General features: G+C 62.2%; 19 protein-coding genes and 1 pseudogene. 11 read left to right on the top strand and 9 right to left on the bottom strand.

Going from position 1 to position 18,538, the window contains the following annotated elements; genetic code table 11:
• Positions 1-117: 117 nt before the first annotated feature.
• The 4 genes and pseudogenes from NATTI_RS0113280 (at position 118) to NATTI_RS0113265 (ending at position 3,665) form a co-directional block, all read left to right on the top strand.
• Positions 118-1,197, top strand: coding sequence for a Vms1/Ankzf1 family peptidyl-tRNA hydrolase (locus NATTI_RS0113280; RefSeq protein WP_006089952.1), 1,080 nt, complete (start codon positions 118-120; stop codon positions 1,195-1,197).
• Positions 1,198-1,343: 146 nt separating this feature from the next.
• Positions 1,344-1,940: a hypothetical protein gene (locus NATTI_RS0113275; protein WP_006089951.1), complete on the top strand. Its 597-nt coding sequence runs from the start codon at positions 1,344-1,346 to the stop codon at positions 1,938-1,940.
• A 177-nt stretch (positions 1,941-2,117) separates the two neighbouring features.
• Entirely contained in the window at positions 2,118-2,639 is a 522-nt protein-coding gene (locus tag NATTI_RS0113270) for a hypothetical protein (RefSeq protein ID WP_006089950.1), read from the top strand.
• Between the two features lie 228 nt (positions 2,640-2,867).
• Positions 2,868-3,665 (top strand): annotated as a pseudogene (locus NATTI_RS0113265) (alpha/beta fold hydrolase).
• Between the two features lie 112 nt (positions 3,666-3,777).
• On the opposite strand, the gene NATTI_RS0113260 reads toward NATTI_RS0113265, so the two are convergent.
• Positions 3,778-5,094: a YihY/virulence factor BrkB family protein gene (locus NATTI_RS0113260; RefSeq protein ID WP_006089949.1), complete on the bottom strand. Its 1,317-nt coding sequence runs from the start codon at positions 5,092-5,094 to the stop codon at positions 3,778-3,780.
• Positions 5,095-5,297: 203 nt separating this feature from the next.
• Positions 5,298-6,419: a tRNA (guanine(26)-N(2))-dimethyltransferase gene (locus NATTI_RS0113255; protein ID WP_006089948.1), complete on the bottom strand. Its 1,122-nt coding sequence runs from the start codon at positions 6,417-6,419 to the stop codon at positions 5,298-5,300.
• Positions 6,420-6,608: 189 nt separating this feature from the next.
• On the opposite strand from NATTI_RS0113255, the gene NATTI_RS0113250 reads away from it, so the two are divergent.
• The 4 genes from NATTI_RS0113250 (at position 6,609) to NATTI_RS25400 (ending at position 9,392) form a co-directional block, all read left to right on the top strand.
• Positions 6,609-7,046 carry an S-layer protein gene (locus NATTI_RS0113250; RefSeq protein ID WP_241434321.1) on the top strand — a complete coding sequence of 146 codons (438 nt, stop codon included), beginning with the start codon at positions 6,609-6,611 and terminating at the stop codon, positions 7,044-7,046.
• 342 nt (positions 7,047-7,388) lie between these two features.
• On the top strand, positions 7,389-8,252 hold the full coding sequence (locus tag NATTI_RS0113245) for a type 1 glutamine amidotransferase (RefSeq protein WP_006089946.1): 864 nt from the start codon (positions 7,389-7,391) through the stop codon (positions 8,250-8,252).
• 122 nt (positions 8,253-8,374) lie between these two features.
• Entirely contained in the window at positions 8,375-8,731 is a 357-nt protein-coding gene (locus tag NATTI_RS0113240; RefSeq protein WP_006089945.1) for a zinc finger SWIM domain-containing protein, read from the top strand.
• Positions 8,732-8,951: 220 nt separating this feature from the next.
• Positions 8,952-9,392, top strand: a complete 441-nt coding sequence (locus NATTI_RS25400; protein WP_152423942.1) for a hypothetical protein — start codon at positions 8,952-8,954, stop codon at positions 9,390-9,392.
• A 148-nt stretch (positions 9,393-9,540) separates the two neighbouring features.
• On the opposite strand, the gene NATTI_RS0113230 is transcribed toward NATTI_RS25400, so the two are convergent.
• From NATTI_RS0113230 to NATTI_RS0113210, 5 genes are all read right to left on the bottom strand, one after another.
• Entirely contained in the window at positions 9,541-10,740 is a 1,200-nt protein-coding gene (locus tag NATTI_RS0113230) for a Cdc6/Cdc18 family protein (protein WP_027119153.1), read from the bottom strand.
• 973 nt (positions 10,741-11,713) lie between these two features.
• Positions 11,714-12,364, bottom strand: coding sequence for an imidazole glycerol phosphate synthase subunit HisH (gene hisH / locus NATTI_RS0113225; RefSeq protein WP_006089942.1), 651 nt, complete (start codon positions 12,362-12,364; stop codon positions 11,714-11,716).
• Between the two features lie 163 nt (positions 12,365-12,527).
• Positions 12,528-13,136 (bottom strand): uracil-DNA glycosylase, encoded by a 609-nt coding sequence (locus NATTI_RS0113220; RefSeq protein ID WP_006089941.1) that lies wholly within the window; start codon positions 13,134-13,136, stop codon positions 12,528-12,530.
• 204 nt (positions 13,137-13,340) lie between these two features.
• Positions 13,341-13,913: an endonuclease dU gene (locus tag NATTI_RS0113215; RefSeq protein WP_006089940.1), complete on the bottom strand. Its 573-nt coding sequence runs from the start codon at positions 13,911-13,913 to the stop codon at positions 13,341-13,343.
• Positions 13,913-14,083 (bottom strand): DUF5786 family protein, encoded by a 171-nt coding sequence (locus NATTI_RS0113210; RefSeq protein ID WP_006089939.1) that lies wholly within the window; start codon positions 14,081-14,083, stop codon positions 13,913-13,915. Before NATTI_RS0113210 ends, NATTI_RS0113215 begins: the two co-directional genes overlap by 1 nt.
• Positions 14,084-14,279: 196 nt before the next feature.
• Between NATTI_RS0113210 and NATTI_RS0113200 the strand changes: the two genes are divergently transcribed.
• Both NATTI_RS0113200 and NATTI_RS0113195 read left to right on the top strand, forming a co-directional pair.
• A complete protein-coding gene (locus tag NATTI_RS0113200; protein WP_006089938.1) occupies positions 14,280-14,891 on the top strand; it encodes an MBL fold metallo-hydrolase in 612 nt (203 codons plus the stop codon).
• 277 nt (positions 14,892-15,168) lie between these two features.
• A complete protein-coding gene (locus NATTI_RS0113195) occupies positions 15,169-15,597 on the top strand; it encodes a DUF7344 domain-containing protein (protein ID WP_006089937.1) in 429 nt (142 codons plus the stop codon).
• A gap of 55 nt (positions 15,598-15,652) precedes the next feature.
• On the opposite strand, the gene NATTI_RS0113190 is transcribed toward NATTI_RS0113195, so the two are convergent.
• Together NATTI_RS0113190 and NATTI_RS0113185 are read right to left on the bottom strand one after the other, a co-directional pair.
• Entirely contained in the window at positions 15,653-15,802 is a 150-nt protein-coding gene (locus NATTI_RS0113190) for a 50S ribosomal protein L40e (protein ID WP_019991865.1), read from the bottom strand.
• A gap of 262 nt (positions 15,803-16,064) precedes the next feature.
• Complete coding sequence (locus NATTI_RS0113185; RefSeq protein ID WP_006089935.1) at positions 16,065-16,595, bottom strand: DUF367 family protein; 531 nt, start codon at positions 16,593-16,595, stop codon at positions 16,065-16,067.
• 346 nt (positions 16,596-16,941) lie between these two features.
• Between NATTI_RS0113185 and NATTI_RS0113180 the strand changes: the two genes are divergently transcribed.
• Positions 16,942-18,534, top strand: coding sequence for an ABC transporter substrate-binding protein (locus tag NATTI_RS0113180; RefSeq protein ID WP_006089934.1), 1,593 nt, complete (start codon positions 16,942-16,944; stop codon positions 18,532-18,534).
• Positions 18,535-18,538 lie beyond the last annotated feature (4 nt).

The raw sequence follows: 18,538 nt of genomic DNA, 5'->3' as shown, positions 1-18,538 counted from the left end.
GCGCCGGCCGGTCGCTCAACCGGACACTCCTCGTAACAGACGTGCTCGCCGGCCTTGCGACGCACCGCTTTCGCCGCAGGCCCGGCACTCACTTCCAAATTCACGAACACGATATCAATGTCACTCTCGGACTACGAACTCCACGACCGACTCGATCGACTCTCCTCGGCCTCGGCCGACCGCGACATCCTCATTACGCTCGCCGTTCCACCCGACGAATCGATCGGCGAAGCCCGCCAGCCCGTCGAAACCGACTACGCGGAAGCGAGCCAACTCGACGAGCAGTCGTTCCCGAAACCGCTCACCGACGCCGTAGAGAGCGTTCGGAGTCTATTGAACAAGTACGACGAGGTTCCAGAAAACGGCCTCGCGATCTACGCCGGGGCCGCCGACGGCGACCTGCTCACGTCGGTCTTCGACGACCTGCCGGTTCCCATCGACAACTCGGTCTACCGCCACGCCAACGAGTTCGACCTCGAGCCGCTCGAGGCGATCACCGAACCCGAATCGATCCACGGCCTGCTGGTGGTCGAACGCGGCGGGGCCGCGTTGGGGCTGCTCGACGACGAGGGTGTCGAACCGATCGATACCTTCGAGAGCGAGGTCCCCGGGAAATCGAGCGCCGGGGGTCAGTCCGCCGAGCGGTTCGAACGCGACCGCGAGCGCCAAAAACGCGAGTTCTTCGACGAGGTCGCCGAGCGCGCCGAGCGGCAGTTCCTCGGCGACGACCCCGTCGACGGCGTCCTCCTGGGCGGGACGACGGGCACCATCGAAACCTTCCAGGAGGAAGCCGACCTGGACCACCGACTCGAGGACCGAATCGTCGGCGAGTTCGCCGTCGAATACTCGAGCCAGCAGGGGCTCCAGCAACTCGCGGAGAAGGGTCAGGAGGCGATCGAGGAACGGGACCGAGAGGGCGTCCGAGAGACGCTCGACGAATTCTTCGAGCGGATCGGAAACGACGACGAACCCGTCGCCTACGGTCACGACGAGGTCGACGACGCGCTCGAGTACGACGCCGTCGAAACGCTGTTGCTCTCGACAGCACTCGAGGGACCCGACCTCCAGGAGTTCGGCAACCGAACGGAAGAACAGGGCGGGGAAACCGTCGTCGTCCCGGACGATTTCCCCGATGGGAACCGCTTCGACGAAGCGTTCGACGGCATGGGTGCGCTGTTACGGTTCCCGACCGAGTGATAGTTCGGTCGTCGTCGACCGGCTCGTGGCGCAGTGTACAGCCACGGGCGTTACCCGTCAGTAGCGTCGAAATTCACCGTCAGTGGCCCGATAACAGCGCGGACGAATCAGAGGGTTTACGGGCTTTCCCGGCCGTGGAATTACTAATGTGTGCGACTTTCACCGACGATGATGTCGGTAAGCCCGTCGAACGAACCGACGGAAAGGTGATCGGAACGGTCGCCTCGATCGAATCGGAGGGCGCCCACGTCGAACCGGCACCCGACGTCGTCGACCAGCTCAAGGCCCGCTTCGACTGGGGCGAGATCGGCGGTCCGTTCATCCTCGACGAGAGCGACGTTCGAGAAATCTCCGACACGCGCGTCCACCTCGCAGAGGGGTTCTCGAGGGCGGAGTCGGCGACCCCAACGGCGACTGAGTCGGCTGACGGATCGACGGCCGGAGCCGGCGACGGGAGCGAATCCGCGGCCGGATCGACGGCCACCGCGACCGAGTCAACCGGCGAGTCGGGCGGCATCGGTCCGTTCAACACTCGCTTCCAGATCGGCGCCGCGGTCGTCTCGGGTGTCCTGTTCCTTCTTGCGCTTGCGTTCGGTTGGGCCGGGTACGAGGAGACGAGCCTGCTCGCCGTCGGTCCGGAACTGAACATCATCTCCGGCGCGGCCGGTCTCATGCTGGTTGGGTTCTTCGGAGTCGTCGCGCTCGTCATGGCGGTCTACATGGAACCCGGTCTCGATCACTGAACGCCCGACTCGAACACCATCGGTCACGTTTTTGACGCAGTTTGCGAGGACGAACGGACGTTACGAGCAGCCTCGAGCGTCCGCAATACCGGGACGGTTTGGCCCGTTCCGCGAACACTCGACTCCCTGACGATTGCAGGCACCACCGGCTTATCTCGACGGGAAGTAAGACCAGATATGTGTGGTCTGTTTACGAACGACGAGGTCAGCAAACCCGTCGTAAACGACGCCGACGAGGAGATCGGCGTCGTCACGTCGGTCGAGGGCGATATCGCCCACGTCAGGCCAGAGACGGGCGTCGTCGACTCGGTCAAATCCTCGATCGGGTGGGACAGCGTCGCCGAAGAGACCCAGCCGCTGAGCAGCGACGCCGTTCGCGAGATCACCGACGACGCCGTCCGACTCGAGGGTGGGCTCCCAACGGAAGACGTCGCGGCCAACGCCGAGGAGCTTCGAGACGAGCCGGACTCAGTCGGTGAGCCGAAAACGGATCGCGGTCTCGAGGCCGATCCGACCGAGCTGGCGGGACAGGAGCCGGAGGCCGAGTTCAATCCCGGTGACACCAGTTCTCGGACGGACGCCGCCGTCGAACCGGACGACGATCACCGGTCGACCGACGCTGCCGTCGACCTCGAGGAGGGGCGCAGCGAGGGCCGGTCCGGTCGCGACGAAGAGTCGGACACCGACGACCGCGAGTGAGATAGTACGAAGAATCGAGGGAGGGGACGAGGTCGTCGCCGCGTTCCTGACGACGACCACGCATCGTCGAGACCGCGCAGTATTCGATCGGTCACGCGTTCTCGAAACCGCACGACGGATACCGGTTCTGGTACCGACGAGTCCCGAGGTTGGGCGCTCGAAGTCGTCTCTCGCGAGCGCTGTGGATTCCGGGGCGGACACTAAGTTACATCCCGTGATAGGACGGCTATGTCCAGACGCGGCGGTGACGACGAAATCGCGGGTATCGACGTTGCGGGTCCCGAAGACGGCCAATCGATCGTGTTCGTCCACGGCGCGATGTTCACGCGAAAGATGTGGCTGCCCCAGACTCGGGGACTTTCCGACGAGTACCGGGTCGTCGCCCCGGACCTGCCGGGCCACGGCGTTCGCTCGAACGAGACGTTCCGGATGGATCCCGCGATCGATCTCCTCGAGGACGTGATCGAGGAGTACACAGACGGGAGTGCGGTACTGGTCGGCCTCTCGCTGGGCGGCTACGTCGCGACGGAGTACGCCTACCGACAGCCAGACAACGTCGACGGACTAGTGCTCTCGGGTTCCAGCGCGAACCCGATCGGCGGCATGGAGACGCTCACGCGCGCTACCGGGTCGATTTCTCGACTCGCGACGAAACCCGATATCAGTAAGCGTATTGTCGAACGACTCGGGCAACGGTGGGTGAACAATCGCGATCTCCCCGAGGACGTCAAACGGGAGATCATCGAGGCCGGAATCTACCCGAAATAGTTCGGCGACGCGGGGCCGGACATCGCAGGTGTCGACTTCCGCGCGAAACTCTCGACCTATCCCGGACCAACGCTGATCCTCAACGGCGAAAACGACAAGATCATGCGCCGGGGCGAGCGCGACCACGCCGCCGCGGCCACGGACGGACGCATCGAGGTACTCGCGGACGTCGGCCACATCTGTAACCTCCACCGCGCGGAGACGTACACGTCTCGCGTTCGAAACTTCGTCCAACAGCGGGTCGTCCCGACGCAGTAAGGAACTGCTGCTCGAGATCACGAGCAGCGGCTCGTGATGGGGTCGAGCGAGGGTGAACGAGGTGGCAAAAGGTGGCCGAGATTGCAAAACGGGTGTGCGGGTGTCGGCCGTTTCAGGAGCGTCGGTCGCCGATCGCGTCGCGAATCCGGCCAGGGATCCCGAACACCGAGATTCCGAAGCCGAACAGCACCATCAGGGCGTAGACGCCAAGCGTGGAGGTCCAGACGACGAACATCGCCAGGATGGCCCAACCGCCCGAGAGGAAGTAAAACGCCGCGATGGACATCGCGGTTCCGTACAGTAGGACGAGGTACGGCCCCCAGTCGCGGGCGTGGCCGCGTCGGTACTTGCGTCGGACGTAGCGTTTGAGTTCGCTCTCGAGGGACTCCTTCTTGACGGTCCGGCGTTCGACGCCCTCCTCGAACGACTCGACCCGATCGCGAAGGCGCTCGATCTCCTCGCGAAGCGCTTCGGGGTCGTCGGATCGGTCTCGAGTCCGGGCGCTCTGTCGGGCACTCGAGCCCGTAGTCGCCGTTTGCGCACCCGTCCCTGCCTGGTCCTCCGTCGCCCCCTCGTCGGCACCCGTGGCGTCGTCGGTCATCGCTTCTGTCGAAAACTGTCGTGCGCCGGGACTTTGTAGCTGCCGATCCACTTCACGGTCGGCGAGGACCGCGTTGACGACGGCCCCGAAGACGAGGATGATCGCGCCGACGTACAGCCAAATTAACACGAGAAAGACAGCCCCGAGCGCCCCGTAGACGGCGTAATCGCCGGCGACAGCGGCGTACAGTCCGAACGTGCGACTCAGGACGAACCAGCCGACCGCGGCGACGATCGTTCCGGGGATGGCCTCCCGAAGACCGACGTTCGCGTCCGGAAAGACGATATACAGCGGCAGAAACGTCACCATCAAGCCGAGCACGACGAGGATCGGACCGACGACGCTCACGCCGAGAAACGGGACGAACCGAATGAGCAACTCGAGTCCGGCGACGAGCATGAGGCCGAGGGTGATCACGAGGAAGACGATCATCGCGTCCCAGAGGGTGTCGACGAACGACTTCGAGGCCGCGGTGCCGTAAATCTGCGAAAAGGCTCGATCGAGCCCGCGGAGGACCCGACTCGAGCCCCACAGCAGTCCCAGCGCACCGAAGACGGTGGCTCCCTGCCGCCCGGTATCGTCGAGGACCGTGTCGGCGAGTATCTCCTGGGCCGACGGCGTGAGGACGTCGCTGGCCGCGGCCGTCAGCTGGTTCGCGAGGGCTTCCCCGCCGATCGAGGCGGCGATCCCCAGTCCGAGCAACATCAGCGGGACGAGCGAGATGAATCCGTAGAAGGCGACACCAGCCGCCAACAGCGTCAGCTGTTGGCTCTGTGCGAGCCCCACGACGGCGGTCGCGAACTCGAGACCCTGTCTTCGGTTGATCACGTCTCGGAACTGTCCGCGGCCAGCACAATATGCGGTGGTGTGGCACAGGCCTGCAGACTGAAGGCAATCGAATCGTGTCGATATCCGCCCGGGACCTCAGGTGCCGCCACTTTTGTGGGGAACTCGGGATGAAGAACACGTCGAAACTCGAGAGTCCGTCGCCCGAGTGCGGACTCGATCGGCTGTAGCCGACCTCGGCTCGTTCACTCGAGATTGGCTTCGGTCGCCTCGAAGATTTCAGCGACGCTCGCGTTCGATTTGAACGTCGTGCCGCCGTAGTGGGTGAACGAGGCTTCGTATCCAGCGTCCCGAAGATCGGCCAAAAAGTCGTCCATCGCGTTGGCCGGCAGCCCCCAGCTCTTGGCCAGTTTGTGCTGATCGTAGTAGGTCGGTACGTCGAGTTCCGCCTCGAGCGTCTCGCAGAGGTCGCGGGCCTTTTCTGCGGTCCCGAACGCATCGGGGATCTGCTCGCGGATTTCGGCGGTGAACTCGCGGTCGCGGTACGGACCGAGCCAGATCGGACCGGCGACGAGGATTCGCTCGCTCCCGCAGTTGGGGCAGGTCTCGAGGGGATTCGCGGTCATACCGTACTCGGCCTCGCGGTGGAGACAGTCCTCGCAGTGCGAGAGGTGACCCAGCTGCTCGAGGGCAGCGTCGGCCGCCGTCGGCTTGCGCTCGAGTTCGAGGTAGGTGCGGACGTAGTGGCTCGTCGCGTGGGTGAAGATCGGTTCGACGCCGACATCGAAGCGGGCGGCGCTACGGGCGAGCGCAGAGAGGAGGATCCGCACGCCCATCTCGGTGTGGTAGTCGGTGTTTCTGGGAACGGCGGAGTAAGAGCGGACGCCGCTGTTGAAATGGGCCCCACAGAGCGGCGCGGTATCAGTCGCCGTCACGCAAACCAGATCCCGACAGCGTGCGAAGGCCGCGTCGGCGAAGGGCATCGGCGTCCCGTAGGGATCGAGATCGATCACGTCGAACTTCGACTCGTGCATGAGGGCGTTGACGTTGCGGTGTTCGACCCGCGAGCCGTTCTCGAGGCCGTTTCGCTCGAGATTCGCCCGCGCGAGGTCGGCGGCGTCCTCGTCGATATCACAGCAGGTCGCCCGCCAGCCATCGTCGGCCGCTCGAACGCCGCGGATGCCGCTCGCAGTCATCGCGTCGAGATACGACTCGGCGCGGTTCTCGCGTTCGCGAAAGGCCCGCAGCGCGGCGATCGTCAGATCCCGGTTCAACTCCTGTCGCGGGTTGTAGAACACCGACTCCTCGACGCCCTCGGTCTGTTCGCCGGGGACCTCGAGTTCGACCCCGCCCTCGGTGACGCGCATACCGGCTGTCGGCGGCCGACTGCGAAAAACGGTGTGGTCTCCGCGCGTCCGTGGACCGAGACCGCTTCCTCGAGCGAGTGGCCTGTGGACCTCATTCCCTGTGGTAACTCCTCGCCCGATTCGTGATACCAATACCCGATAGTTCAGGATATCTGAACATTTATCAGTGCCTGAGGGCTCGGAGGTGATATGGTCCGACAATCGCTTAGCCGCCGTCGATTTGGTGTCGCTCTCACAGGTGCAGTGACGATCGGTCTTGCAGGGTGTTCCGACGACGATTCAGCGGACGACGATTCGGAACTGTTCGAACCGGAAGATCCCGGTGCTCTCACGCTTGAACTGGAGAACGAGGACGGCGATCCCGTCTCCTCCGGCGTCGAAGTGACGATGGAAAGCGAGGAGGAGGACTACACCTCGAACTATCACGACGACATCGATGACGGTCAGCTCATGGCATCCCTCATGTACGAGGGTGAGTACACGATCACCCTCGAGAGCGTCGACGATGAGTTCGAAACCGTCGAAGAGACGGTCACGCTGGAGGAAGACGACGAGACGGTTTCGGTCGTTCTCGACGGTGCGACGCCCGATACGGCGGACGACGACGAAGACGGCGAAGACGAATAACGCTCCGAGAGACTGCCGCTCTCGATTGGGAACCGTTTTTTCCACTATCACCATTCGCCTTGAACTGCATCGCGCATGGAGTAGTCGGCGCTTACGGCAACATGCCTGCAGTTTGGCGGTGTTGGTTCGACCGGATCGGTGAGAGACATCTGTCCAGCGAGCGCCGCAGAAATACTCGGATGGTTGGTGAAATCTGTCCCTAACAGACTCACTCGTTAGAAAACTCTTTGTATCCGGCAGCCCTTCTGTTCGTATATCGATGCCTTGGGTGCCTTTGACATACCACGATCTACGAACGCTTGATTCCTCGAACACGCCCGATTTCACGGAGCGGAGTGTCTCGTGACTGATCCGTCAACCGCCGAGCCAACCGATTCGAACGAGCGAACGGGCCGATTGCGAATCGCCCTGTTGAACGCCGCACACAAACGCGGAACGACCCAGCGAAACTTCGAACGCGAACTCGACGCCGACCTCGTCGAGTTTCACTGTCCCTCGGGCGATCTCCCCGAGACGTTTGCGTTCGACGCCTGCGTCGTCACCGGCTCGAGCGCCTCCGTCTACTGGGACGAGCCGTGGATCGGTGCCCTGAAGGAGTGGGTCGGTGAGGCCGTCGAGGCCGGACTGCCGTTTCTGGGCGTCTGTTACGGCCATCAGCTACTCGCGGACGTCCTCGGCGGCCGCGTCGAGGGAATGGGCGAGTACGAGATCGGCTACCGAACCGTCGAACAGGACGGGTCGAACCGGCTGCTGACCGGCGTCGACGAGCGCTTTACCGTCTTCACCACACACTCCGATCGCGTCGCCGAGGCCCCGCCGGGCGCGACCGTGTTCGCCAGAAACGAGTACGGCATCCACGGCTTCCAGCGAGACCGCGTCTACGGGGTTCAGTTTCACCCCGAGTACGACACGACGACGGCAACAGAGGTCACGGAGGGGAAGGAAGGCGACCTCGAGACCGAACGGATCGAGGCCGTCCTCGAGGGGATCGACGCCGAGAGTTACGAGGCCGCTTGCGAAGCCAAACGGCTCTTCGACAACTTCCTCGAGTACGTTCGCGAACAGCGCACCGTTCGACTCGAGGGAGCCACCGAGGCCGGGGTTACTGCTGGCGTCGATACCGGTATCGAGACCACCGTCGACGCCGACCTCGCGACGACGGAGTCGGCTGCCGAATCATCGGTCGACTCGAGTCCGTCGTCCTGAGTCGACGATCGACGCGCCCGTTCGTCGAACGGTCACGAGTACTGTCACTCGAGGCGCCGATCTTCCGAGGGAACCGGCCGAACAACCAAACCGACTTTACAGTTGGGGACACAGTTCCGGTCGTGCCGGAGGCCAACCCAGTCGAGCGATGGCAGGCAGACCTCGAGGAGACGGGGGAGTTGACGCCCGAAGTCGTCGAGCAGATCTCCCAGATCCACGGCGACCGTGGGGTCCGCGCCATCGAAGCCGTTGGGGAGAACCGGGTGAAGGCCTACCGCGATTTCACGATCGTCGTCGGCTACGACGACGAGTACATCGTCGAGGACGGCGGCTGTACCTGCAAGGACAGCGAGTACAATCTCGACGCCGACGATCCGACCGAGCAGTGCTGGCACGCGCTGGCCGTCGCCATCGCCCGTCGGGTTGGACACGTCGACTATCACGATATGTGGTACTCCGAGGTTCGGGAGCTATTGTAGCCTCCAACTTTGACAACCGGCCGCACCCTCGAGGACTGGAACGAATGTTCTGGTGTCGTTGACGGTGTACGATCTTCTTGTAGGTTGCTCGTAGGTAGCTCACTGTTGGGGAGACTCACCGGTCGGCGACTCGTGGGCGCGACCAGGCCGCGAAACTCCATCTATTTAGCACATGATTCCGCTTGGAAAAACCTATACCAAAAGGGGAACCCTAGTTCTTATGCACCGACGTGCGCTCATCGCTTCATCAGCCGTAATCATTTCAACTAGTAGTGGCTGCATCGGTGATATTTCTTTCCAGAGTTCCTCTCAAGTGCCTTTGGGGGAGGTAAAAATGACCAATATGCTTGAAGATGAACTCGAGGCAACGATTGCCGTCGAGAAGGACGACAGCAGAGTATATCGTGAAAAGCATGAACTCAGTGGGACTGCTAATGGACCAGCAGGGAATATAGAAATCCGGAAAGAGTGGATGGGCGAGGTGGCTGAGTACGTCGTCTCAGTTTCGATAAACGATGGCGAAATGGAAAACAGTATTTCTTCTGATGATGTCAATGAAATGTTTTCAGACTGGGGAGACAGTGATTGTTTTTCGGCATCAGTAATCCCTGAACAGCATGACGTTCATTTTGCGATTGGGAGTTTAGAGACGTGCCCGTAGGAATTGGCACCTGTATTTGACCACGATCCGTGCGCTTCCGAAACGACTGGCGGACGACGATAGTAGCCACTGAACGTCACTGCACGCCTGTTCGCAGGACAGCGTTGTGATCTACTATACCTCGTTTCAGTGGGCAGTATCGATCGCGCTAATCGGACTCGTTACAGGCCGCGATGATAACCTCCGGATCGTCGATCAGCCGGTTTTCCATGTAGTTGCCCTTCCCCTTCCCGGCCCACTTGCGCTCCTGGTCGATGATCGAGAGGAACTCGAGTTCCGAGAGGATATCCCTGACGCGGCGGAGCTTCAGGTGTTCGGACTGGTCTCGCTCGCAGAGCCGTTTGTAGAGGTCGTACACCTCGTTGGTCGTCACCGGCGCGTCGTCGTTTCCCGTCTGCTGGGTGCGCAATGCCATGGCCTCGAGGACGAGTTTCGCGTGGCTCGGACTTTTTGAGATGAGTTCGGCGAGTCGGCTGGTCTCCTCGCGCTCGTGTGCCTGATCGACGCAGTCCTCAGTAACGCGCTCGAGGTCGTTTTCCTCGGCGATCTCGCCGGCAAAGCGGAGGATGTCGATCGCCTTCCGCGCGTCGCCGTGTTCGCGGGCCGCGAGCGCGGCGACCCGGGGAACGACGCCGTCCTCGAGGACGCCCTCGTGGAACGCGTCGGCGCGCGAGCGCAGGATCTCTCGGATCTGGGTCGCGTCGTACGGCGAGAAGACGTACTCGCGCTCGCAAAGGCTGGATTTGATGCGCTCGTCCAGCGAGTCCTTGTACCGAACTTTGTTCGAGATGCCGATGACACCGACCGTGCTCTCGGTGAGTTTCCCGGACTCGACCGCTCTCGAGAGTTGCATCAGGATATCGTCGTCCTCGATCTTGTCGACCTCGTCCAAGATGATGAGCGCGACGTCGTACCGGTTGTCGACGATCTGCCACAGTCGGCGGTAGTACTCGGCCGTGCTCAGACCCGAGTGGGGGATCGAAATTCCCGTCGCATCCTGTTCGTTGAGTTGGTGACCGGCGGACTGGACGGCCTGCGTCTCCGTCGACTCCTGCAAGCAATCGACGTAGGCGACGCCGATCGTCACGTCGTCTCGTTTCGCGCGTTCGACGGCCTGGTTCGTGATAAACTTCGAGCACAGCGACTTCCCGGTTCCCGTCTTGCCGTAGACGAGGACATTGTTCGGCGTGTTACCCCGCGTCGCCGGCTTGATCGCGTTCGCGAGGTTCGTCAGTTCGTCCTCGCGACCGATGATGCGGTCGCCGTCGGGGAGGTGTGAGACCTGCAGCAGTTCTTTGTTCTGAAAGATCTCGTTCTCGCTTCCGAAGTAGTCCATCGAATCCGACATTCAGCTATCACGCACATCACATAGCCGTGACTTAACTGTTCGGAACCTGGTTGCCGCTGTATAGCGTGCAATCAATGCTCTTTCCCCCCTCAAGACCGTAAAGCACACCCCTCGATGCCGCTGTATTAGTTCTGTCGAACCCCTCGTTTCCGCTGTATCAGTGCTATCCAACCCCACAATTCCGCTGTACAGTAGCCGTCTGCCAATGACCGCATCGGACCCCACGGTTCCGCTGTATCGGTTCGGCGACAACCCCGGAGTGCCGCTGTATCGTCGCGATAGCAGTCGTGGTAGGGCGAAATTGTGGGAGGAACAACCCCGGAGTGCCGCTGTATCGTGATGGGACGATTCCGGTGTACTACTGGTTTCAACGTCCCTGACTCCCGGACGAACCACGAGAGATATGCGAGGAAAGTCGGAAACGGTCGCGGCGAAACCACAATTCCGCTGTATAAGCACGAGTGGGGTTCTATAGCAGCCGAGCCGATAGTTTCACACCCCTCGATGCCGCTGTATAGTGGGTCACACACCCCGGAGTGCCGCTGTATCAGTGCGGAGGACTGTGGGTTGTTGAACTTCCCACTGGAACGTGGAAAACCGGGAGGAGCGTTCGTCACGGCAGGATACAAACGGAAGTAGAGAGCGGTTCAGTTCGACTCGAGCGGCGAATCCGCGTTCAAAACCGACGCCGTCGCTCCGCGTGCAATACTCTCAGTGGTCGGTGACACAGGACTAGTATTTAGTAGTGACGTTCTGAGAAGGGTATACGTTCGAGAACGGTTCCGACGGTTTCCGCCGATCCCGTCGAATACGGGACGCAGGAACGATCTCTCGCACCTATACAGCGGCACCGTGGGGTGTGTCTCCAGACGGGATCCGTCCCGATGAATCGTGCTCTCGAGACAATCACCCTCGAGAAAACACGTCCCTCACGGATCCGAGCCGCCCCGTAAGCTGAAACCGGAGGCTAAAATCACTCCTCAGCGCAGATTTCGACGAAATTCCGCAGAATCTGTAGGCCCGTCTCGCCGCTCTTTTCGGGGTGAAACTGGGTACCGAAGACGTTCCCCGCCTCGTTCGCGACGATCGACGGGAACTCGCGTTCGTAGTCGGTCGTCGCTACCGTCGCATCGTCGTCGTCGGGCATGGCGTAGTAGGAGTGGACGAAGTAGGCGTACTCTCCATCCACGCCCTCGACCAAGGGGTGGTCACGCTCGACGTTCAGTTCGTTCCAGCCCATGTGGGGCACTTTCTGGCCCTCCGCGAATCGGACGTTGGTGCCCGGAATCAGGTCCAGTCCCTGCACGGCCGACTCACCGTCGTTCTCACCCTCCTCACTGGTCGTCAGCAGCATCTGCATGCCGAGGCAGATACCGAACAGCGGGGTTCCGGACTCGGCGACCTCGAGGAGATCCTCCCGAAGCGGATCGGCGTTCTCGACGCCCTCGCGGAACGCACCGACGCCGGGGAGGACGACTCCGTCGGCCGCGGCAAAGGCCTCGACATCGTCGGTGATTTCGACGTCGGCACCCGCACGCTCGAGACCGCGGGTGACGCTGCGCAGGTTCCCCAGTCCGTAGTCGACGATGACGACGGACGCGAGAGATTGCTGGGTCGCGTTCATAGCTGGAGATGGGAAGCCGAGCGGCAAGTGGGTTTCCATCCGCGCAGTGTTCGCCACAGCTCGGCGGTTCCGTCTCGATAGCACCGTCGATCTCGTCGGCAGCGTCGATCGTCAACTCGTCTCGATAGCACTGAGAATAGCCCGCTGCTATCCGAACACGGTCTCAAAAGCCGTCGAGTCGGGTTTGCCCGCTTCCGCCGTCGCTCCCGTCGACGCCGGCGAGGGACGCGGCTCGCTCGAGCGCCTCGGTGAACGTGTCCTCCTGGCTTCGATCGTACAGCGTCGCCGCCGGATGGACACAGAGCAGCACGCGCCGCGGCGTCCCGTCGATCCGAACCTCCTCGATCGAGCCCGCTTCTTTCGTCACCGCCACCGACCGCCCCAGCAGGTGCTCGCTGGGCACTTTTCCCAGCGTAACGATAATCTCCGGGTCGAGGAGGTCGATCTCCCGCTCGAGGTAGCCGCGGCAGTTCTCGAGTTCCTCGGTCGTTGGATCGCGGTTCTCCGGCGGCCGACAACGAACGCAGTTGGTGATTCGAACGTCCTCACGAATCAGGCCGACGCTCCGGAGCCCGTCGTCGAGAACGGAGCCGCTTCGACCGACGAAGGGTTCGCCCTCGCTGTCCTCCTGTGCCCCCGGCCCTTCGCCGACGAACAGCATGTCGGCGTCCTCGGGCCCGGTTCCGTTGACGATCCGGCTGCGAGAGTCCACGAGCGCCGGACAGCGCGAACACTCGCTGACACAGAGCCCTGACTCGTCCATCGTTCCCATATCGGAGGATCAAACGGGCGACTACTACGTCTTTCGGGTCGCAGTTGTTGGTATCGGTCTGGGATATCGGTCTGGGATATCGGTCTGAGGTATCGGTCTCACGGGATATACAGCTCCCAACAGGGTACAATCCGCTTTCGCTCGGCAATAGGTCGATAAGGCTGCTACCGGTCCGCGACGGTCGGTCGAGCGACGCCAAGCGAGTTACTCGAGTGAGTCGAGATACGTATCCCCCGCTCGAGCCGCGACCCTCGCGACCCGAATCGGCTCCGGCCGGCCGCCCTCGGGCGTGAACGCCCGGACGACCTCGTCGGCCGTCTCGGCATCGCAGCCGACGTGTCGCACGTAGACGGTCTCGTCGTTGACCGACAGCGCTCGTCGCTCGGGCAGGGACCGATAAGTCTCGAGGCGCTGCTCGAGGGCAGCGTCCGAGAAGGCGTCGCGGAGACCGCCCTCGAGACCGTCGCTCGCTTCGAACGTGACGGCGATCACTGGCCGGCCGGCAGCCTCCCGAATTCGAGCGAGATCGAGGAGATTGTACCAGGCGGGGGCGATGGCGCCGAGCAGTACGTACCGCACGTCGGGCCGACCGAGGTCCTCGAGGAGCGCCACCACGGCGTCGGTCGCGTCGGTGCCGCCGACGGTGCACGAACGGTATGCGAGTCCGTCCATAACGCGGTCGGCGCGGACGACTGCACCGGCAAGCGTGCTTCGGTCGCGATTCGCGTCACCGCGAACCGATTCGGCAACGCCCAGCGCCCGCACCCCGGGCTTCATCAGTCCTCGTCTTTGATCTCCTGAAGTCGATCGAGCAACTCGTCGCTGGAGGCGCCGTTCTCGAACTCGATCGATCCATCGTGGCTGTTCTCACCGGATTGTACCGTGTCGTCGTCAAAATCAGCGTCGACTTCCTGTTGCTCGGATTCGTCGTAGCTCCCGAATCCCATACGGAGTCATCTACGACCTTCCGGCTAAAAAATTTCGTGGTTGCTCAGTTCTCGCGAGGATCCGAGTCGGGACGGTCACTCGAGCGGATCGAAACCGCGTCGAGACGAGTTCAGTGGTGACTCCGACGGGGTCCGGATAGTGTCGTGGTCTTCCTCGGACGGCACCATTTTGGGGCCGGCCCTCGAGTCGTCGTCTATGGAGGTCCATCACGTCACGGAGGCGGCGGAGACGTTCACCTGCAACGCGTTCCTGGTAGTCGGTGAGGAAACCACGCTGGTCGACGCCGGTGCCTGGGACGGCGTCGTCGACGAAATTCGGTCTCACACCGACGACGTCGACACCGTCGTCATGACCCACCAACACGGCGATCACGTCGCCCAACTCGAGGCCGTCGTCGACGCGTTCGATCCCGACGTGTACGCCTACGACGACCACCCCACGCGGACCCACGAAATCGCGGACGGCGACGCGGTTCCGATCGGCGGCGAGTCGTTCGACGCGGTCTACACGCCCGGACACGCTGACGACCACGTCTCGTTCGTCTCCGAAAGCGCGCTGTTCTCGGGCGACGTCGTCGTCCACGACGATGGCGCATTCGACTACGGGAGCTTCGGTCGCACCGATATGGCCGGCCAATCCCGCGACCGGCTCATCGAGAGCATTCGGGACCTGCTCGAGGCCATGCCCGAGAACATCGAACACCTGTACGCGGGCCACGGCGACGTCTTCCACGGCGACGTAAGGGACGTGGTCGAAACGGCGCTCGGGCGGGCTGAGAAACGGGAGCCGAAGTATTCCGACGGTTAGGTAATCGTGCCGCGAGCGACCGACGGGAGCGAGCGGATTTTTGGTCCAGATTTTTCGAGAAGCGGTGAGCGAGCATCGCGACGCGAACCCGACGAGAAAAAGGTGGGTCTGAGACGGCGCTCGGGCGGGCTGAGAAACGGGAGCCGAAGTATTCCGACGAGTAGCAACGCGGACGGCGGCCATTCTTTCGAGTGCCGCGGTGTTTGATCTCATATGCTTGTGGAGTGGTCGCCTGCCGGCCATAACAGCTAATTTGCTATAGTAATTGTCTAGTCGTATGTCTAACGACGTGGGGGTCGTTTCGGATATCGCATACGGGAGCGATACAGCCGACTGCAGAATCCGAACCGATGGTGGTGCCAGTGACGGTCGCGATCGAGAAGGGGTGGATCAGCTGCTGAATCTCCTCGCTACGCACCGCCGACGGCACGCACTCTACTATTTACGCGAACTCGAGGTCACCACCGTCGACGAGTTGGCGAGGCTCGTCACCGACGAACCCGATCCCACCACGGATATCGACGAGCGAATCGAAGAGACGAGACTGGCCCTGATGCACGTCGATCTGCCGAGGCTTACGGCGAGGGATATCGTCGAGTACGACCGCCGAAGCGGGACGGTTCGCTATCGACAGCCGTCCACCCGGCTCACGACGCTGCTCGACAGCTGTGCCGAAATCGAAGAAACACCGTTTTCAACCGACTAAAGCCCTCGCTGGACGATATTGGATCGGCTCGAGAACTCGTTTGCGACCGGATTGATTATGCGGCGCGAGCCTCTTTCGCTTTCGGTCGAAGCTTCGCGTAGCCGCACTTGCGACAGCGCTTGGCTTTCTGAGAGTTACGGGCGTTACAGCGCATGCAGATCATCTTCTCGAGCGTTCGTTTTTCCGCGGCGTCGAAACTGGCCATATCGGTCGTTAGCTGGTCGCACATATAACCGCTGTGGTCCCGTGGTCCCGAAACCGGCCGACAGCTCCGATGCTCGCGTGGGACGGACACGAGAAATCAGCCGTAAAACCCGTCTATAAGGGCTAACCCGTGTAGAAGACCATCTGCACCGCAGCCGTGAGAAGTGTGCGGTCGACATCGTTCCGACCGTTCCCGTCGGTGGCAGGTACTCGTCGGACAGTACCTTCCCATCGACGTCCTCGTCGGTCAGTTCGTCGACAGACTACCCGTCGGTCAGTTCCTCTCCATCGGCGTCCTCGTCGGCCAGATAGTCGTCTTGGACCGCGACGATCTCGCTCGAGTCGGCACACTCGCTGTAGCGGCGCAGGGGTTCCTCGTTGAGCGTGAGGAAGGTCTCGCCCCAGCGGAACGGCTCGAGGAGGTCTTCAGCGCGCTCGTACGCGTCGAAGATGCAGCAGGCGGCGGCGAGCGCCTCGACGGTGGTGAGCCGGAACGGCCGGCCGTAGTTGACCGGATTCGCGGCGACGAGAAAGGGGAGTGCCCGATGGACGCCGTTCATTCGGAACGAGGCGGCTTCGGCGGACTCCCACGAGCAGTCGAGCGCGACGACCGTTCCGAGTCCGTCCTCGACGTCGGCCGGCGAGAGCGCCTGGTCGGCGTGGGGGTTGAGAACGACGCCGTAGGGCACCTGTTCCATCCGTCGGTAGAGGGTGGCCTTATCGAACTTCTCGAGGCGACGCGCGGTGCACTTCTTCGGGTCGTCGTCACCCTCGTAGTAGACGTGGCACTCCACACCTCTGGAGTGGCCGTGCGTATAAAAAAGGGGCTCGAAACCGGTCGATGAGCGACGCCGCCCCTGAGATGTGCTCCGTACACACACCAACGGTCGCCACTGATAACTGTTAAATGACTAAGTTAACATACCTGTACTATCCGGTCTATTGTTGAACAGAATGACACAAATACAATTTTACCGCAATGATCTGTCGATGGTATACGTTTCTTGATAGTGAAAATAGTGCCATTCCATAAAGTTTATATATTCCTAATCTAACCTCGAAGGGTATATGTTAGGTGGAAACACACGGCGGCGTGACTTTTTAAAATCAGTCGGCACAGCGGGTGTCGTTGGGGCAACTATGGCGACGGCAGGCTGTATCAGCAGCGACGACGACGTCGACCGTCCCGTCGATGGAGCCGACGAACTCGCGGACGAGGTCGAACCGATCCAGTTCCTCGCACCGACGGCCGGTGTGAACTCGAGCCGAAACGAACTGGCTGGTATGGTGGCCGAAAACTGGGAACACGTCGGATTCGAGGTCGACATGGAAGAACTCGAGTTCGACCCGCACGTCCAGCAGGGGGTCGTCGAGCAGGATTTCGACGCCTCGATTCTCGGCTGGGGTGGAACGCCGGAGCGGATCGATCCGCACACGTTCATTTACGACATGCACCACTCGAGCAACGGCGTCGAGGGTGGACGCAACACGCCGGGATACGACAACCCCGACTACGACGAACTCGCCGAACTGCAGGTCACGCAGTACGACGAAGACGAACGGCGCGAGACGGTGTTCGAGGCCCAGCAAATCCTCTCGGAGGAGCAGCCGCGGACGTGGGTCGCGAACGAGGGCGGCTACCACCCCTACAGCAGCGCTCGCGTGTCGAACGCGACGCCGACGATCGGCGAGGGACTCAACTCCTTCTGGAACATCACGTCGATGGAGCCAACCGAGGACGACACGGTCCGAATGGGCTACCCCTCGGAGATCATCTCGCTGAACCCGATGCAGGACATGGCGACGCCGGACCGACAGATGGTCCGACTCATCTACGATCGCCTCTTCCGGATCACTGACGAGGGGACGCCGACCGCGTGGGCCGCGGCGGACGATCCCGTCATCGAGGACGGCGGACAGACGATCACCGTCGAGATTCGTGACGGTATGACCTGGCACGACGGCGAGGACGTCACGATCGACGACGTCGAGTTCTCGTTCGAGCTGTTTGCGGATTCGCCGACGTACGGCGCACTGCTCGACTCCGTCGAGGAGATCGATACGAGCGGCAACGAGATCACGTTCCACCTGGCCGAAGCGTTCGCGCCGTTCACGGCGAACGTTCTCGCACAGGTCTACCTCTTCCCGGAACACATCTGGGGTGACGTCGACGATCCCGTCGATTACGAGGACGAAGACTACGTCGGCAGCGGTCCGTTCCAGTTCGAGGACTGGGAGCGCCAGTCGGAACTGCAGCTCTCCGCCTTCGACGATCACTTCGAACCGCCAAACGCCGACTACTTCATCCGCGTTCCGGGCGCCGACGAGTCCCAGCTCATGGGCGACCTCGAGTCCGGGCAAATCGACTTCGTCGGCGCGGTTCCGGAACCGAACCGCGTCGACGAGTTCGACGACGACGACGACTTCGGTCTCGCGGAGTTCCAGGACATCGGGCACCTGAAAATCGCGTACAACACGCGACGAGAACCGTTCGACCAGGCGCACGTCCGACGAGCGCTCTCCTACTGCGTCCCGAAACAGGACTACGTCGACCTCATTCGCGACGGCATGGGGACGGTCACTCACTCGACGATCTCGGAACACGTCGAAGCGTGGCACAACCCGGATGTCGAGCAGTTCACCCTCGACACCGACGCGGCATTCCACGAGCTAGCCGACGCCGGCTTCGGCTGGGACGACAGCAACCGCCTCCACTACGGTGCAGATCAGTAACCAG

It is taken from the genome of Natronorubrum tibetense GA33, from assembly GCF_000383975.1.
Lineage (GTDB): Archaea > Halobacteriota > Halobacteria > Halobacteriales > Natrialbaceae > Natronorubrum > Natronorubrum tibetense.
Note: the sequence above shows the minus strand (reverse complement) of the source record. Positions and strands in the feature narration are given on the sequence as shown.

Coding starts and splice junctions, on each gene's coding strand:
- NATTI_RS25400 (WP_152423942.1), top strand. CDS start 8,952: ATGCACCGACGTGCGCTCATCGCTTCATCAGCCGTAATCATTTCAACT.
- NATTI_RS0113250 (WP_241434321.1), top strand. CDS start 6,609: ATGGTCCGACAATCGCTTAGCCGCCGTCGATTTGGTGTCGCTCTCACA.
- NATTI_RS0113275 (WP_006089951.1), top strand. CDS start 1,344: ATGTGTGCGACTTTCACCGACGATGATGTCGGTAAGCCCGTCGAACGA.
- NATTI_RS0113280 (WP_006089952.1), top strand. CDS start 118: ATGTCACTCTCGGACTACGAACTCCACGACCGACTCGATCGACTCTCC.
- NATTI_RS0113220 (WP_006089941.1), bottom strand. CDS start 13,136: ATGGGAACGATGGACGAGTCAGGGCTCTGTGTCAGCGAGTGTTCGCGC.
- NATTI_RS0113180 (WP_006089934.1), top strand. CDS start 16,942: ATGGCGACGGCAGGCTGTATCAGCAGCGACGACGACGTCGACCGTCCC.
- NATTI_RS0113200 (WP_006089938.1), top strand. CDS start 14,280: ATGGAGGTCCATCACGTCACGGAGGCGGCGGAGACGTTCACCTGCAAC.
- NATTI_RS0113195 (WP_006089937.1), top strand. CDS start 15,169: ATGTCTAACGACGTGGGGGTCGTTTCGGATATCGCATACGGGAGCGAT.
- NATTI_RS0113190 (WP_019991865.1), bottom strand. CDS start 15,802: ATGGCCAGTTTCGACGCCGCGGAAAAACGAACGCTCGAGAAGATGATC.
- NATTI_RS0113230 (WP_027119153.1), bottom strand. CDS start 10,740: ATGTCGGATTCGATGGACTACTTCGGAAGCGAGAACGAGATCTTTCAG.
- NATTI_RS0113270 (WP_006089950.1), top strand. CDS start 2,118: ATGTGTGGTCTGTTTACGAACGACGAGGTCAGCAAACCCGTCGTAAAC.
- NATTI_RS0113210 (WP_006089939.1), bottom strand. CDS start 14,083: ATGGGATTCGGGAGCTACGACGAATCCGAGCAACAGGAAGTCGACGCT.
- NATTI_RS0113215 (WP_006089940.1), bottom strand. CDS start 13,913: ATGAAGCCCGGGGTGCGGGCGCTGGGCGTTGCCGAATCGGTTCGCGGT.
- hisH (WP_006089942.1), bottom strand. CDS start 12,364: ATGAACGCGACCCAGCAATCTCTCGCGTCCGTCGTCATCGTCGACTAC.
- NATTI_RS0113255 (WP_006089948.1), bottom strand. CDS start 6,419: ATGCGCGTCACCGAGGGCGGGGTCGAACTCGAGGTCCCCGGCGAACAG.